The sequence below is a fragment of the Oceanobacillus neutriphilus genome, assembly GCF_014645515.1.
GTDB lineage: Bacteria > Bacillota > Bacilli > Bacillales > Amphibacillaceae > Oceanobacillus > Oceanobacillus neutriphilus.
Genome location: NZ_BMLW01000001.1, coordinates 626,240 through 641,547, shown reverse-complemented (window position 1 = coordinate 641,547; position 15,308 = coordinate 626,240). Strand labels below are relative to the sequence as shown.

Sequence of the window (15,308 nt, the reverse complement as noted above, 5' to 3'; positions counted from 1 at the left end):
TTAAAAATTTGAGTGCAGCAATTTATGATTCCGTTTTATTCAAAGATTTATTTGGTACAGAAGAAATGAGAGAGATATTTTCAGATAGCTATTTAGTACAAAAATGGTTAGATGTAGAAGCAGCTCTTGCTCGAGCAGAAGCTCATTTGAATATTATTCCAGATGAAGCAGCAAAGGAAATTGACGCAAAAGCAAAAGTAGAAAATATGGATTTAAATAATTTGGGTGTTGAAATTAAAAGAACAAGTCATCCAATTGTTCCCCTGATCAGACAATTGTCTGATGTATGTGAAGATGGGTATGGACAATATGTACATTGGGGCGCAACGACGCAAGACATTATGGATTCAGCAAATGTTTTACAACTTAAAGAGGTTGTTAAAATAATAGAGCGTGAAATAAAAAATCTTCAACTTGGGCTCATTCATTTAATTGAAGAAAATAAAGAAGTTGTTTTGGCAGGAAGAACCCATGGACAGCAGGCACTCCCTATTACATTTGGATATAAAGCAGCTGTTTGGTTATCGGAAATTAATAGATCCAGTGAACGATTGGCAGAACTGAAGCCAAGACTGTTAGTCGGTCAATTTTCAGGAGCTGTAGGTACCTTAGCATCTGTTACAAGTAAAGGATTAGAATTACAAAAGGAAATTATGAAAGAGCTAGGTGTTGGAAAGCCAGATATTTCTTGGCATGCAGCACGAGATACATTTGCTGAATTTGCATCATTTCTTGGGGTTCTCAGTGGAACACTCGGAAAAATAGCGAACGAAGTAGTGCAATTACAAAAGACGGAATTTGGAGAGTTGGAGGAACCGTTCCAAAAAGGAAAAGTAGGAAGTAGTACAATGCCTCATAAAAGAAATCCGTCTAAAACTGAAAACATTGTCACATTAGCTAGAATTCTTAAATCAAATGTTCCATTATTTATTGAGTGTTTGATCAGTGAGCATGAACGTGACATGATTTCCTGGCAAGTAGAATGGGAAACATTACCTGAAGTTTGTTTACTCATTTCCAATATCCTGCGCAGTTCCAATGATGTTATAAAGGGCTTGCAAGTGAATAAAGATCGTATGGAAAAGAATTTATTAGAATTAACCAATGGTTTAATTGTATCTGAATCAATTATGATTAAAATTGGTGAAAAAATAGGCCGGCAAAAGGCACATGATATTGTGTACGATGCTTGTATGGAAGCATATGAAAATAATATTGCTTTGGAGAAGTTATTGTTAGAGAATAGCGAAATTATGGACAACCTGTCAAAAGAGGAATTGGATGAGTTATTTAATATCTCGAATTATACCGGTTATTCCAACGATTATGCTGATACGGTAGTTCAAAAAACAAAGGAAAAGTTAAATGGATAAAAAAGATAACCCAAATACTTATATGAATGCAATTGTTGATTTTATCCGGAATACAACCTATAAGGATATCCCGGATGGTGTAAGAGAAGTTGTTAAATATGCTTTTAAAGATACGATTGGTGTAACTTTAGCCGCTGTGGATACAGTAGAAACGCAAATTGTTAAAGAAATCATCATGGAAGCAAATGAACAAACGGAAGATGTCCCAGCAATCGAACTGGCTTTGGGTGGAAAAGGAATGGAAAGAGCATTACTGTTTGGAACTATGTCACATGTATTGGATTTTGACGATGTGAACTTCACATTTCAGGGACATCCTTCTGTAACATTAATTCCAATTATTTTAACGATAGCGAAGGAAAGGAATTTAACAGGCAAAGAAATGATGCGTGCATATGCAATCGGATTTGAAGTAGAAGCGCGGATAGGGGAAAGTATAGGCGGAAAGCAGTACGGCCAAGGCTACCATACTACCTCCACCGTAGGAATTTTTGGTGCAACAGCAGCTGTCAGTGCTTTAATGGACTTCGATGCGAAACAAATTAAACAAGCATTTGGATTAGCAAGTTCCTTAGCCGCAGGAAGCAGAAAAAACTTTGGAACAATGACGAAACCGCTTCATATCGGCTATTTAAACCAAAATGTCTATTTACTCTCACAATTAATTAAAAAAGGACTGACGGCAACAACTGATATTTTCTCAGATCCGATTTCGATTGATACATTAACGACGGGAGAAAAGCTGGATTTGTCTAATATCGATAAAATTGGACAGATATGGGAGCTGGAAGAATTCGGGATTATCTTAAAAAAATATCCTTGTTGTGCTTATACACACCGTTCCATTGATGGAGTATTAGAACTTGTGAATAAATATGATATTTCTGCAGATGAGGTAGAAAATATTGAAGTTATCGTACATTATCAAGTACCTAAGGTTCTCATTTATCCCAATGCTAAAACGTCGTTAGAAGGAAAATTCAGTATGCAATACTGCCTGGCAGCAGCGTTATTTGATAGAGAAATAACTCTTCAGACATTTACAGATGAAAATGTGAACAGGGAGAAAATACAAGATTTAATGAGTAAGGTTGTGATGACTGTAGATAAAGAGCAAGAAGAAGGCTCCGGGTCAAAAGAAAAAGTAGCGACAGTCAAGATTAATACCAAATCGAAAACACTTGAAAAGAAAGTAGAATATCCGATTGGCCATCCGGCTAACCCTTTTACAGAAAAAGATATGCATCAAAAATTTACAATGTGCTTAAAAAACAATTATGAAAGCGCTGTTATTGAATCGTTGTATGGTAAATTAACTTCTTTAGAACAACAACAATATAACAGTATTTTAAAAGATATGCTTTACCATAACAAACAGGAGGCTCATTTATGAATTGGAAAGATATTCCTAGATATAGATTAGCTAATTTACCCACGCAAATTGAACACTTGAAAAATCTTTCAGATAAATTAAATGGTCCAAATATTTATTTGAAAAGAGATGACGAAACAGGGCTGGCTTTTGGCGGGAATAAAGTTAGAAAACTTGAATTCATCGTTGCGGATGCTTTAGAAAAGAAAGCGGATGTAATGATTACGTCAGGCGGTATACAAACAAACCATGGAAGATTAACAGTTGCGGCCGCTGTTAAGGCAGGAATAAAACCTGTCCTTGTTATTACAAACGATGCTCCTGAAGCATATGAAGGAAATTTATTATTAGACAAGCTTTTAGGGGCAGAAATCCATTTCGCTTATCCTGATGATGAACAGTTAACACAACAGGAAAAACATAACAGAGCAAGGATACTAGGTGAAGAAAAAGTAGAAGAAATAAAAAAGAAATATGAAAATGAAGGTAAAAACGTTTATATTGTCCCAAGAGGAGGCAGAAGTATACCTGGAACATTAGGATACTGTCTAGCCAGTTTGGAAATATATCAACAAATGATTGAAAGTAAAAATCATATGGACTATATAGTAACTTCTGTTGGAAGCTCCAGCACGATAGGCGGTTTACTTATTGGTAAAAAACTATTTAATATAGACACTAAAATTATCGGTATTAGTGTTTCCAGACCAGCATCAGAGATAAAAAAATTAGTGTTGGAACAAGCGGAAAGTTTTATCAATCATTATAACTTAGACATTCACGTGTCAGAGGATGATATTACTGTATTTGACTCTTATATAGGCGAAGGATATGCGATCCCGACTGAAAAGGGAGTACAAGCTATAAAAACCTTAAGTGAAACGGAAAGTGTGTTCATGGATCATATTTATACAGGTAAAGGGATGTCCGGTTTAATTGATTTGATTGAGAAAGACTACTTTAAAGATACAGATAATGTCATGTTTATTCATACAGGCGGAAGTCCGGCATTATTTTCTTTAGATTCCATTAAAATCTAATAAAAGAGGGGATAGATATGAAATTAATAAGTAAATATTCCATTATCTTTATTGCTGTTTTTTTACTATTAACAGCTTGTAGTAATGAAAATGGAAAAGCAGAGGAATCAAACTTTCCTGAAAAGGATATAACGCTTATTGTTCCATTTGGTCCTGGTGGTGCAGTTGATACAATTAGTAGAATGATTGCACAAAATGCAGATGAGTACATGAATGGTCAAAATATTGTTGTTGAAAATAGAGAAGGTGGAGGGGCAGTAATCGGGCAAACTTTTGTTGCCAATGCTGAACCAGATGGATATACATTACTAGCTTTTACTTCCAGTGTTGTAAGTAATCCATTAACGACAGACACATCTTATACGCATGAAGATTTTGCACCAATTGCTCTATATTCTTTTGAACCAGAGCTATTAGTTGTGCCTGGTGAGTCAGAGTTAGAATCCTATGAAAAAGTAGCTGATCAAGCTGTAAATGGAAAGATTAATTTAGTTACGCCAGGGCACTCTACATCACATCACAGTGCAGGTATTTTATTAAATGAAAATCATGGTTGGAATTTAGAATTTGTTCATACAGAAAGTGCAGGAGAACAAATTCAACAGCTACTAGGGGGGCATGTAGACGCAGCTCTAGTAACCTATGCTGAAGTTGCTAGCCAAATTGAAGAAGGAACAATTAGACCGATAGCTATTATGGATGAAGAACGTTCAGAAGAATTACCTGATACGCCAACATTCCAAGAAGAAGGAATTGATTTGGTTTATGGACCATTCCGTGGTTTAGCAGCACCAGCAGATACTCCAGAAGAAACAATGGCTGAATTGGAAGAAATTTTTACAAATATTATAAATGATAAAGGTTTTATAGAGGATATGGAAAGCTATGGATTTGAAGTAGTACCGGGTGATGCAGCAGAACTAAATAGTAGAATAGAAACGGAAGAGGAATTTATCCAGCAAGTATTGCCATTCTTGGAATAAGTCTAGCAGAGTATGGATGTCGTCATTCATACTCTTCTTTCTTATATGTTTGTGAGGAGGGAACAGATGTTATTAAAAAATAGTGATTTTTATTTATCTATTTTCTTTATTGGATTAAGTATATTTATATTTATACAAAGTCTTCAGATGCCGGAGCAGGCACAGCAATTTCCAGTGATCATTTCAATTCCCTTATTTATTTTTTCCTGTGCGTTACTAGTGAAAACGGCGATAAGAAAAAAAAGTGATGTCATTTTTGATATAGCGAACATTAGGAAAGTTAGTATCCTTTTATTTTTAATGATTATTTATGTCTCTCTTTTACCAATATTGGGCTACTTTATTTCTTCTCTCTTACTTTTTATAAGCACATTTATTATTATGGGTTACAGAAAAATAATATTCGGCTCGATAACGGCAATTGTAGTAGTAACAATCATCTTTTTTCTTTTTGATACACTTCTCAACATACCATTGCCGCAAAATACGTTTATTGGATAGGACAGTTAGGAGGCAATTCTCATGGATGGATTTTTAATTGGATTACAAGAATTAGCTCAACTATCAAGTATCCTTTTCCTATTATTGGGTGTTATTATAGGATTAATAGTAGGAACATTACCAGGTATGAATGACAACATCACAATAGCTGTATTAATACCGGTTACTTTTGGTATGGATCCTCAGCAAGCGATTATGTTACTTGTAGGTATTTATTGTGCCACATGTTTTGGAGGATCATTCCCAGCAATTTTATTAAAAATTCCTGGAACGGCTTCTTCCGTTGTAACAACAATTGATGGATACCCAATGAGCAAGAAAGGACTAGCTGGTCAAGCTTTAGGAATATCAACAGTTAGTTCTACAATTGGAGGAGTTATAAGTGGTATTGTGCTAATAACGTTATCGCCATTTCTAGCTGCACAAGCTTTAAAATTTGGTCCTCCGGAGTACTTTTCATTAATTATTTTAGGATTGTGTACAGTAATTGGAATGGCTAGAGGAAATGTTATAAAAAGTATGATAGCTGTTTTAACAGGATTGTTTATAGCTACAATAGGGATGAGCCCACAAACAGGTTTCGCCCGATTTACTTTTCAACAGGCTGACTTACTAGACGGTGTTCCTCTTGTTCCTTTAATGATAGGGCTATTTGGCGTTACTGCTGTATTAGAATTATTTGAAGTGCCTAAAGTAAAAGATGTTGAAAATAAAACAGAGAAAGTAAAAGTTGGAAAAATATTGCCTGATAAAAAAATGTTTAAAAGGCTGACTCCAACGATGTTATATTCTGGAGGTTTAGGAACAATTATCGGGATACTTCCAGGCGCTGGAATGATTATGGCTGTATATATGGCCTATGATCACACCGTGCGCAGGTTGAAAAAGAAAGTAAAGAACTTTGGAGATGGCGCCCCGGAAGGAGTGGCTGCCCCTGAAGCCGCAAATAATGCTGTAGTTGCCAGTTCGATGGTTCCTTTAGTTTCTTTAGGTGTCCCGGGAAATTCAGTATCTGCATTATTTATAGGGGCGTTAATGATTCATGGTTTACAGCCAGGACCTTCTCTTTTTAATAACAACCCTGAAGTTGCTTATTTATTAATTATCGGTTTTTTAGCAGCATATATATTTATTTTCCCTTTAGGCTTATTAATGGCAAAGTTCTTAACAGCTACGATATTAAAAGTACCAAAAGAATTATTGGCAGCAAGTATTGTTATTCTTTGTTTTACGGGTGCTTTTGCGTTTAAAAACAGTCTGTTCGATTTATGGGTCATCATTGCTTTTGGAATCGTTGGCTATCTGTTTAACAAATTTAATATTCCTTTTTCTGCTTTGATTTTATCAGTAGTTTTAGGTGCTCTATTAGAAAGCAGTTATCAACAAAGCATGGTATTATCTAATGATTCATTCAATATATTCTTTACACAGCCGATAAGCTTAGGCTTGTTAATTGCAGCGGCATTATTTGTTTTTTACCCTGTGTTTTCTGCAATATTCCGAAGAAGAAAGAATGTGGAATAAAATGGCTTATGAAGGATGCAGCTATTAGCTGAAAAGTTGTGTTCTTCCCTTATTGCCTTTCCTATTCTAAGAAAAGAGATTTCTATTTTCTTAGAGTTAAATAATATATTGTAATATTAAAGTGAATGATTAAAGTAAAAATAAAAAGTATTATAAAATCAAAAGGGAGCATGATGTAATGTCACATAAAGATTTTCATGGAATTATTCCTTACTTAATAAGTCCAATAGATCAGGATACCGGGAAGGTTAAAACGGATGTTTTAACTACACTTACAAAAGATTTAATAGCTAAGGGTGTACATGGATTAAGTCCGCTTGGAAGTACTGGAGAAGTACATTATCTTTCCTGGGAGCAAAAAATAGAAGTCGTTCAGACAGTAATTGATGCAGCTCAAGGTCAAGTACCAGTTATACCAGGTGTATCCGCATACACCACAAATGATGCGATACACCAAATGAAACATTTTGAAAAGATGGGTGCAGATGGGGGCGTCCTCATCCTAAACACATATTATAAACTTTCTAAATCGGAAATTCTTGATTTCTTCAGAACGATTGCTAATGCTGCATCATGTCCAATTGTTCTATACAATAATCCTAATTTTAGTGGTGTAGATCTAACATCTGAAATTGTCATTAATCTTGCTTCAGAACCTAATATTAAATATTTTAAAGATGCTACTGGAAACACAGGCAGATTGCTTACTATTATGAATAAAGTTGAAGATAACTTAAAAATATTTAGCGCATCTGCACATATTCCTTATTCTGTCCTGGAAATGGGTGGAGTAGGCTGGATGGCTGGACCCGCATGTATCTTTCCAAAAGAATCTATCTATTTATATGACTTAATATGCTCTAAAAAATGGGAAGAAGCACTTGAGGTTCAAAGAGAGCTATGGAAAGTTAACGAGATTTTTCAAAAGTATGGTCTGGCTGCGTGTGTTAAAGCTGCATTAGAAATTCAAGGTTATGATGTAGGAGAACCGATTCTTCCATTAAAACCATTAGCGGAGGATGAGAAATCTGTTATTAGAAATGTGATAACCCAGTTGAAGATTAATTAAGTTTATATTTTTAGTGGGATTTTGAACATTCTGGATAATATAATTAAAGGATAAATTGTTCAAATTAATCTTAAATAGTTATGGTGAATTTGTTACGGATTATAAACTCTACTGAAACATCTAAACTGCTTTTAAAAAAGGTAATCTGATAACAATAAGCCAACAATTGACTGAGTTTTGTGAGGGAAATCAAAGAAATATTGACAATAAGGTTCAAAATAAACCATGTCTCAGTCTAGGCATGGTTTATTTTGAACTTATGAGTAAATATGTCAACAAGTGTTATACTTGAATTTAAACACTTTGGGTTACAAATAGAATGATTACAAGTAATGATGAAAATAGGATATCGGGAAAAATATATATCCTGAGGATAGATTTAGTATCTTTACGTGTAGAGTATCCTAATTCATTGATAAAGATACAATATTTCCAAAGCTTGTAAAGCAATAACAGTAAGCGTAAATCCATTTTAGAGGTAAATGGATATTAAAAGAGTTAAACTAAACTAGAGGTGTTCATCCCGACCTTCACACATCTGTCAATATAACCTCTACTCCCTCTTCCTCACAAGTCTGTAAAAATCCTTCATCAATACCTTTATTGGTAATAATCGTATCAATCTTACTTATATGACATAACTCTAAAAAGTCCGGTTCACCAATTTTTGAACTATCTACTAACACTATAACCTTTTTAGCTTTTTTAATGACCGCTTTTTTAGTCATTAGCTCATCAATACTGGAGGTAGTGAGTATGCCTTCTGGGGTTATTTTTGGAACGCCTATAAAAGCTATGTCAAAATTCATAGAGTTAATCATTAATTCAGCGAAATACCCTTTGCTGGAACCAGTTTCCTTTTCTAAATCACCGCCAATAAATACGACTTGCAAGTTAGGACGATTGTTTAATTCAACTGCTGTTGATAAGGTTCCGGTAACAATTAACAGTCTTTTTTCATTAGGAATGGATTGAGCAAGGCAATATCCCGTAGTACTGGAATCAATAAATATCTTATCCCCGTCATTGATAAAAGAGAGACCTGCTTCAGCGATCTTTTCCTTTTCTTCTCTGTTCATTAAAATTCTTAACTCATAAGGCCGTTCAGCTAGTAACCTATCAGAATGAATGATTGCTCCCCCATGTGATCGAACAGCTATTTGCTGAGTAGCCAGTTCATCTAAATCTCTTCGCACAGTCATTTCAGTGACATTAAATATTCTTGATAAATTACCTACTTCCACGCGTCCTTTTTCACGTAATATTCTTTCTATTTCATTTAGTCTCTCTTCTCGTAACATTAAGTTTCCTCCTAGAATGCTATCGTTAAGATCATTATAGCTATTTATATGGTTATTAACAACAATTATGTTTGTTTATGTTATATAATGTTTATTTAAAAAATAAAATATTGACATAAACGATAATGTAATATACTATATTGATTATTAAATAGATATAATTTTTTGAAAAGGAGGCTGGATTTATAGATATTCTTATCAATGGTTAAATAACCTTTAGCACGATACAACGTATTATAGGAATTCATTACAATTATGCTAGAAAGTACTGCTGGAAAAATAATCTAGCTTTGTTTTTGAAATTTAAAGAAAGCGTTTTAATTATTAGATATAAGTAAAAGAATATTATTTTTAAGGAGTGACAAACATGTCTAAGTACACAACAGTGAAAGATATTAATGCTGCTGAATTTGAAAAATTCGGCAAGGTAATTGAGATTCCCAATACACCGCCTCCGAAAGTAGGAGAGGGCTGGGATTGTTGGAATTACATTGCTATGTTAGATGTCTCAGAGCCGATAGGAATGGGATTAGTAAATACAAAACAAAGAGAGCTTATAGTAGATGCAATGGAACGTCATGTCAGCAGAGAAGAGTTGTTAATCGCTTTAGATAAAGAAATCATTCAGCCTGTAGCACTTTGTGGTGATATAGATGATCCGGATGAACAGCCGGATATCTTGACTGTGCAATGTTTTCGGATTAAACCTGGCCAGGGCATAGTAATCAATAGAGGGGTTTGGCATAGTCCTGCTTATCCGGTTAATGAAGATTCTACGTATCTTTTTGCAATTGAAAAGAAACCAGATAAATTTGGTGATGAAATGGTGAATCCTTGGGTGCCTTTTATTGATGGGGAAAAAGTTGAAATGAAATTTTAAAGAGAAGATGAAGGGACTCTCTCGTCCGTTTTTATCATGTTGAATGTTGATAGAAAAAATTTGTTATTAAAGGAGAAATAAGGGTTATGAAAAATAGAAACATGGGTCTATTAATCTTTTTAATACCTATTGGTGTTGCGGTTAATTTTGTTGGTGGTCAAATTGCTGTTTTATTGAAGTTGCCTTTATTTTTAGATACTATCGGGACATTTACTATTGGAGCAATTGCCGGTCCATTTGCAGGTATCCTTGTTGGGTTGCTTACCTGTTTAAGTATTTCGATTACAAATCCCCAATCGCTATTCTATGTCATTAATTTCATGCTGATGGGATTATTAGCGGGATACTTGGCTAAAAAAGGATTTTTTACTACTGTTCCAAAAACAATTGGAGCCGGTGCAATTATGGGGCTGATTGTCGGGATATCAGGAAGTCTGATTTCTTACTTCCTATTTAATGGATTTGGTGTTAGTGGAACAGGAGTACTGGGCGGAATATTAATGGGATCTGGAGTGCCGGTATGGGCTAGCGCATTTATATCTAATATGTCAGTAGATATTATCGATAAGGTTCCGACAGCATTGGTGGCTTACTTAATTATTAGAAATATACCGCAAAAAACATTTGTTAAGCTGCCAAATGGTAATGTCTTTTTGAACGCATATAAAAAATAAACGGATTGTTCAGGAGGGGTGCATGATGGACGAGACATTTATAAATTCTTATCGTAGTCCACAATTAAGTAAGAATTGGCTTTTAAATTTGAATCCTTTGAACAAAATTAATATCTATATAGCTTTAGGATTAATTACGTTATTCTTTCAGCATTGGCAAGTGAACGTTGTGATAACCTTGGTATTTATTTTGTTAGCGGTTGCAGCCGGCCGTTTCAAAAGTTTTATCAGTCCATTTCTGAAACTTGGTTTGGTTATTGGTCCTTTCTTTTTCATTGTACGTGCTATCTTTTGGCCGGGTGAAAATATGATATTTAATTATGGGATTATTAATATCACACAGGAAGGAATTGACTTAGGTATTCAATACGCGACGATAATGTTAGTCGTTTGTGGAATTCTTGTTCTTTGTACAGTGACGATAAAAGCAGAGGATTTAACCTATTCCTTAGAAAAAATTGGAGTGCCGCACAATATTAGTTTCATGATTTTATCATCGTTACAGTTGATTATTGATTTAAAGGATAAAACAAACGTCATTATGGATTCACAAAGGTCCAGAGGAATCGAGACAGAGGGGAATGTGTTTGTCCGAATCAAAGCATTTGTCCCTGTTCTAAGTCCACTATTCTTGGGAGCAATCTCTGGGGCGGAGGAAAAAACAATTGCCATGGATGCTAGAGCATTCTCATCTGCCAATCCTAATACGCATTTGCGTTTCCTTCGTCCTACACCAGCTTTGGAAAAAATATTGGTGATACTAGTGGACATTCTTATTTTGGGTCTGATTATTTTGGGGGTTGTATTATGAGTTATATTGAATTGAAAAATGTATCTTATAGATATCCACTGGCTGAAACAGACGCTTTGAAAAATATTAATTATGCTTTTGAAGAAGGTAAACTTTATGGCATTATCGGTGAAAATGGCGGAGGAAAGACTACCTTTTGCGATTTAATAAAAGGTCTGATTCCCAGTTTTTATGGAGGGGATTTGACTGGAGAGGTTTTTATTAAAGGAAAAGAGATCCGTGAGTGGGAAAGCAGTGCATTAGCTTCAACGATTGGATATATATTTCAGAATCCTTTCACCCAAATCAGCGGCATCAAAGAGACGGTTTTTGAAGAAATTGCATTAGGATTAGAGAACTTAGGTGTGGAAAGAGAAGAAATTATTGATAGAGTGACTAGTGTTGTTAGACAACTAAAAATAGAACATTTAATTAAAAACAATCCAAATAAACTTTCTGGCGGGCAGCGGCAACGAGTTGCTTTTGCCTCCATTATTGCGATGGAAACAGACATTCTTGTGATCGATGAACCAACTTCACAGTTAGATCCGAAGGGTACATCCGATATATTTGAGATTATTCATTTATTAAAAGAACAGGGCAAAACGATTCTCCTTGTGGAACATAAAATTGATTTAATAGCTGAATATGCGGATGAGGTTTTAGTTATTAAACAAGGAGAGTTAATTACGAATGGAAAAACCAGTGACGTATTTTCCAACGTGAATTTATTAAATGAAGGTGTGAATATACCACAAATTGCCTTGCTGAGTAATGATATGAAGGAACAAGGCAAACCTTTCGACACCTTTGCTATTACAAGATCTCAAGCAAGAGAGCAAATTCTGAAAAAAGGTAGTGAAAAGATATGTCATTAGAAGTTAAAGATGTCTCTTTTGCTTATCCGAATGGCTATGTAGCAAATGAAAACCTTCATTTTACTATTGAAAAAGGTGAACGGGTTGCGATTGTCGGGCAAAATGGCGCCGGCAAAACAACAGCGGTAAAGTTATTGAATGGATTGCATAAGCCTACCAAGGGAGATGTATTAGTAGACGGTATAAATACTAAAGATAAAACTGTTGCTCAAATTTCCCAATATGTAGGCTATGTGTTTCAGAATCCGGACGATCAAATTTTTAACAATACAGTGAAGGCTGAACTGGAGTATTCTTTTAAACATTCTAAACTGACCGATGAGGAAATTAATAGACGGGTAGAACGGGCGGCTGAACTGACAGGTATTCAGCAATATATGGATATGAAACCTTTCGATATTCCTTACTCGATTAGAAAATTTGTTACTATTGCTGTTTTTGTTGCACTGGATACTCCTTACTTGATTTTAGACGAACCAACCGCCGGACAAGATATTAATGGGATTAATCGGCTTGCCGAATTGATGGATATCTTACAGGGGGAAGGCAGGAGCGTTATCACCATTACTCATGATATGGAATTTGTTGCAGACAATTTTTCAAGAGTGATTGCAATGGCCAATAAACGTATTATTGCGGATGATTCTGCAAGAAATATATTTTGGAATAATGATATTGTAGCAGAATCAAATATTAGCAAACCGCAAATAGGAGAATTAGCAGAAGATATAGGGAGCGATAATAAGATTTTATTTAGACATGAGTTACTGGAATATCTTACTCGATTATAGCGGGTTTCTCTAATGAATGCAGAATGATAGCAAAAAACTATATTCAAAGGGAATGAAAAAAGTGGAAAATAAATATGACTTGATTGTTTTTGGCAGCTTAAATATGGATTATGTTGGTTATGTAGATAAATTGCCGGAGCCTGGTGAGACTGTTGCTTCTAATTCTTTTAATATAGGACCTGGTGGGAAAGCAGCAAATCAGGTAATTACAGCAGCTAAATTAACTGCAACAACAGCAATGGTTGGCCGCGTTGGTGATGATCATATTGGAACAGTGATGAAAAATGAATTAGCTCAGGCTGGCGTTGATGATGAGAATGTATTGATTTCACCAGGGATTCAAACCGGTATTGCGATGGTGAGTGTGGATCAATCTGGTAATAATTCAATTGTTACTTATAAAGGTGCGAATGCTATTTTAACAGAAGAGGACGTTACGCATTCGTTAGATAAAATGAAGCGGGCGGAAGGAGTAGTTCTTCAACTGGAGATGGATAAACAAGTGGGAGAATACACGATTCAAATGGCCTCTGATTTAGGTAAAAAAATCATCTTAAATTTAGCTCCAATTGTAGATATTGATTCAGAAGTTTTGAAATTAGTTGATTTATTAATTGTTAATGAACCCGAGTCCTCGTTTTTATCAGGTATGGATGTAAATTCTGTTGATTCAGCTAAAGAGGCAGTAGAAATCATTTCTAAAATAGGTATCGATAATATTGTCATCACTTTGGGCGGGGAAGGAGCAGTCTTTAAGACGGGAGATATAATTAAACATTATCCTGCCTCTAAAGTAAATGTGGTAGACACAACAGGAGCTGGAGATTGTTTTGTAGGCGCTGTATCTTTTTTCTGGATTAGAAGTGGTGATTTGGATATATCGGTAAAAAATGCAGTAAATGTTGCAGCGCTTTCCGTTACAAAACAAGGAGCTATTACATCCTTACCTTCTTTAGCAGAGTATGAGCAATTTATTGATAAAGAAGAGTTTGATTTTCATCAACTAAATATTTCTAAATAAAAAGTTGTCACTTAAAAAAAGACAGTGAAAAAGCAGTTATGATATCGGAAACAACGATAAGAGAAATAGGTACAAAATTATTGTATGATACTTTGTATTTGAACCGAAGCGAAAGGAATGGGTGTAAATATGATAGAAGTAGAAGAGGCCAGACAAACATTAGATGATGAACAAAGTATACAAGCATTTGATGATATCGTTTATCAAAGGGTGTTAGGAGCCAGCAAGCATATTAGTATGATAGGAGATATGATTGAATCTATTGCATTAATCGGAGAAAAGAATCATTCTTCCATACATAGTGTAGTAGATAAAATCAAAACCCTTTCCCAATACTTCATTGAAACAAGAGGTGCAGCCAGTCAGGCAATTAGTAATGCCATTAATATTATGATAAAAAATATTGATGAAGTAAGAAACTTAGATGTGGAAGAAGCGTCGAAAGTTATCATCCAAAAAAAGAATAATTATCTGATTCAATCAGAGAAAGCAATAAATAAAGTAGTGAAGTATGGGGTTGAAGCTGCTTCATCAATGAAAACGATCATGGTTTTTGATTACTCTAGTACGGTAAATAAATGGCTTCAAAACTTAAAAAATGAAAATAAAAATTATACTATCGTTATACCGGAAAGCAGAATAATTAATGGTGGTTATCCCTTTATAGAAGCTTGCCGAGAAGCTGGTCATCAGATTAAATTTATCCCGGATGCAGCTATTATGTACTATTTAAAGGAATGTGATGGTGCGTTTTTCGGTGCGGAAACTTTTTATCCAGATGGTACAACCTTTAATACAACGGGTTCAGATATCGTTGGATTAGTATGTAAAGAATTCAATATTCCACTATATGTGCTCACACCAATGATAAAAGTTGATATAAGGGCGATATACGGCTATAAAAAACAGTTGAAAATAAATGATTTAACAGAGGAATTAGCCTCTAATTGGGATTCAAGTGTAAAAAGCAAGATCGATTTTAATTGTCCGGAATTGCTTGGTGTTGAGTCAAAATATATAACCGCAATAATTACTGAAGAAGGAATCATTCCTGCTAATCAATTATTTAATAATAGTAAAAAATTTCATGATAGCTTGAAGGGGGAATAAC

The 15,308-nt window shown here is 34.8% G+C and carries 15 protein-coding genes; 14 read left to right on the top strand and 1 reads right to left on the bottom strand.

The features are described from left to right. The first annotated feature begins 8 nt into the window (after positions 1–8). From purB to IEX29_RS02860, 7 genes are all read left to right on the top strand, one after another. Positions 9–1,373 carry an adenylosuccinate lyase gene (purB, locus tag IEX29_RS02890; protein ID WP_188732977.1) on the top strand — a complete coding sequence of 455 codons (1,365 nt, stop codon included), beginning with the start codon at positions 9–11 and terminating at the stop codon, positions 1,371–1,373. After that, a complete protein-coding gene (locus IEX29_RS02885) occupies positions 1,366–2,766 on the top strand; it encodes an MmgE/PrpD family protein (protein ID WP_188732976.1) in 1,401 nt (466 codons plus the stop codon). Before purB ends, IEX29_RS02885 begins: the two co-directional genes overlap by 8 nt. Further along, a complete protein-coding gene (locus IEX29_RS02880) occupies positions 2,763–3,785 on the top strand; it encodes a D-cysteine desulfhydrase family protein (RefSeq protein WP_188732975.1) in 1,023 nt (340 codons plus the stop codon). The genes IEX29_RS02885 and IEX29_RS02880 overlap by 4 nt, the downstream gene beginning before the upstream one ends. A 17-nt stretch (positions 3,786–3,802) precedes the next feature. Continuing rightward, positions 3,803–4,768 (top strand): Bug family tripartite tricarboxylate transporter substrate binding protein, encoded by a 966-nt coding sequence (locus IEX29_RS02875; RefSeq protein ID WP_188732974.1) that lies wholly within the window; start codon positions 3,803–3,805, stop codon positions 4,766–4,768. Between the two features lie 66 nt (positions 4,769–4,834). Continuing rightward, entirely contained in the window at positions 4,835–5,269 is a 435-nt protein-coding gene (locus IEX29_RS02870; protein ID WP_188732973.1) for a tripartite tricarboxylate transporter TctB family protein, read from the top strand. A 21-nt stretch (positions 5,270–5,290) separates the two neighbouring features. Further along, positions 5,291–6,793: a tripartite tricarboxylate transporter permease gene (locus tag IEX29_RS02865; protein ID WP_188732972.1), complete on the top strand. Its 1,503-nt coding sequence runs from the start codon at positions 5,291–5,293 to the stop codon at positions 6,791–6,793. Between the two features lie 178 nt (positions 6,794–6,971). Then, positions 6,972–7,862 carry a dihydrodipicolinate synthase family protein gene (locus IEX29_RS02860; protein ID WP_188732971.1) on the top strand — a complete coding sequence of 297 codons (891 nt, stop codon included), beginning with the start codon at positions 6,972–6,974 and terminating at the stop codon, positions 7,860–7,862. A gap of 530 nt (positions 7,863–8,392) precedes the next feature. On the opposite strand, the gene IEX29_RS02855 is transcribed toward IEX29_RS02860, so the two are convergent. Next, positions 8,393–9,163 carry a DeoR/GlpR family DNA-binding transcription regulator gene (locus tag IEX29_RS02855; RefSeq protein ID WP_188732970.1) on the bottom strand — a complete coding sequence of 257 codons (771 nt, stop codon included), beginning with the start codon at positions 9,161–9,163 and terminating at the stop codon, positions 8,393–8,395. 367 nt (positions 9,164–9,530) lie between these two features. Here IEX29_RS02855 and IEX29_RS02850 point away from each other — a divergent pair, with 367 nt between their 5' ends. From IEX29_RS02850 to IEX29_RS02820, 7 genes are all read left to right on the top strand, one after another. Further along, the gene (locus IEX29_RS02850) at positions 9,531–10,043 is read left to right on the top strand and encodes an ureidoglycolate lyase (protein ID WP_188732969.1); all 513 of its coding nucleotides are present in this window, start codon (positions 9,531–9,533) and stop codon (positions 10,041–10,043) included. Positions 10,044–10,129: 86 nt separating this feature from the next. Next, entirely contained in the window at positions 10,130–10,717 is a 588-nt protein-coding gene (locus IEX29_RS02845) for a hypothetical protein (protein ID WP_188732968.1), read from the top strand. 22 nt (positions 10,718–10,739) lie between these two features. After that, the gene (locus IEX29_RS02840) at positions 10,740–11,528 is read left to right on the top strand and encodes an energy-coupling factor transporter transmembrane component T (RefSeq protein ID WP_188732967.1); all 789 of its coding nucleotides are present in this window, start codon (positions 10,740–10,742) and stop codon (positions 11,526–11,528) included. Next, positions 11,525–12,385: an energy-coupling factor ABC transporter ATP-binding protein gene (locus tag IEX29_RS02835; RefSeq protein WP_188732966.1), complete on the top strand. Its 861-nt coding sequence runs from the start codon at positions 11,525–11,527 to the stop codon at positions 12,383–12,385. The genes IEX29_RS02840 and IEX29_RS02835 overlap by 4 nt, the downstream gene beginning before the upstream one ends. Continuing rightward, positions 12,376–13,176, top strand: a complete 801-nt coding sequence (locus tag IEX29_RS02830) for an energy-coupling factor ABC transporter ATP-binding protein (protein ID WP_188732965.1) — start codon at positions 12,376–12,378, stop codon at positions 13,174–13,176. Before IEX29_RS02835 ends, IEX29_RS02830 begins: the two co-directional genes overlap by 10 nt. Before the next feature lie 52 nt (positions 13,177–13,228). Beyond that, positions 13,229–14,197 carry a ribokinase gene (locus IEX29_RS02825; protein ID WP_229720061.1) on the top strand — a complete coding sequence of 323 codons (969 nt, stop codon included), beginning with the start codon at positions 13,229–13,231 and terminating at the stop codon, positions 14,195–14,197. Positions 14,198–14,326: 129 nt separating this feature from the next. Then, positions 14,327–15,307, top strand: a complete 981-nt coding sequence (locus IEX29_RS02820; protein ID WP_188732963.1) for an IF-2B domain-containing protein — start codon at positions 14,327–14,329, stop codon at positions 15,305–15,307. The last annotated feature ends 1 nt before the right edge of the window (position 15,308 follow it).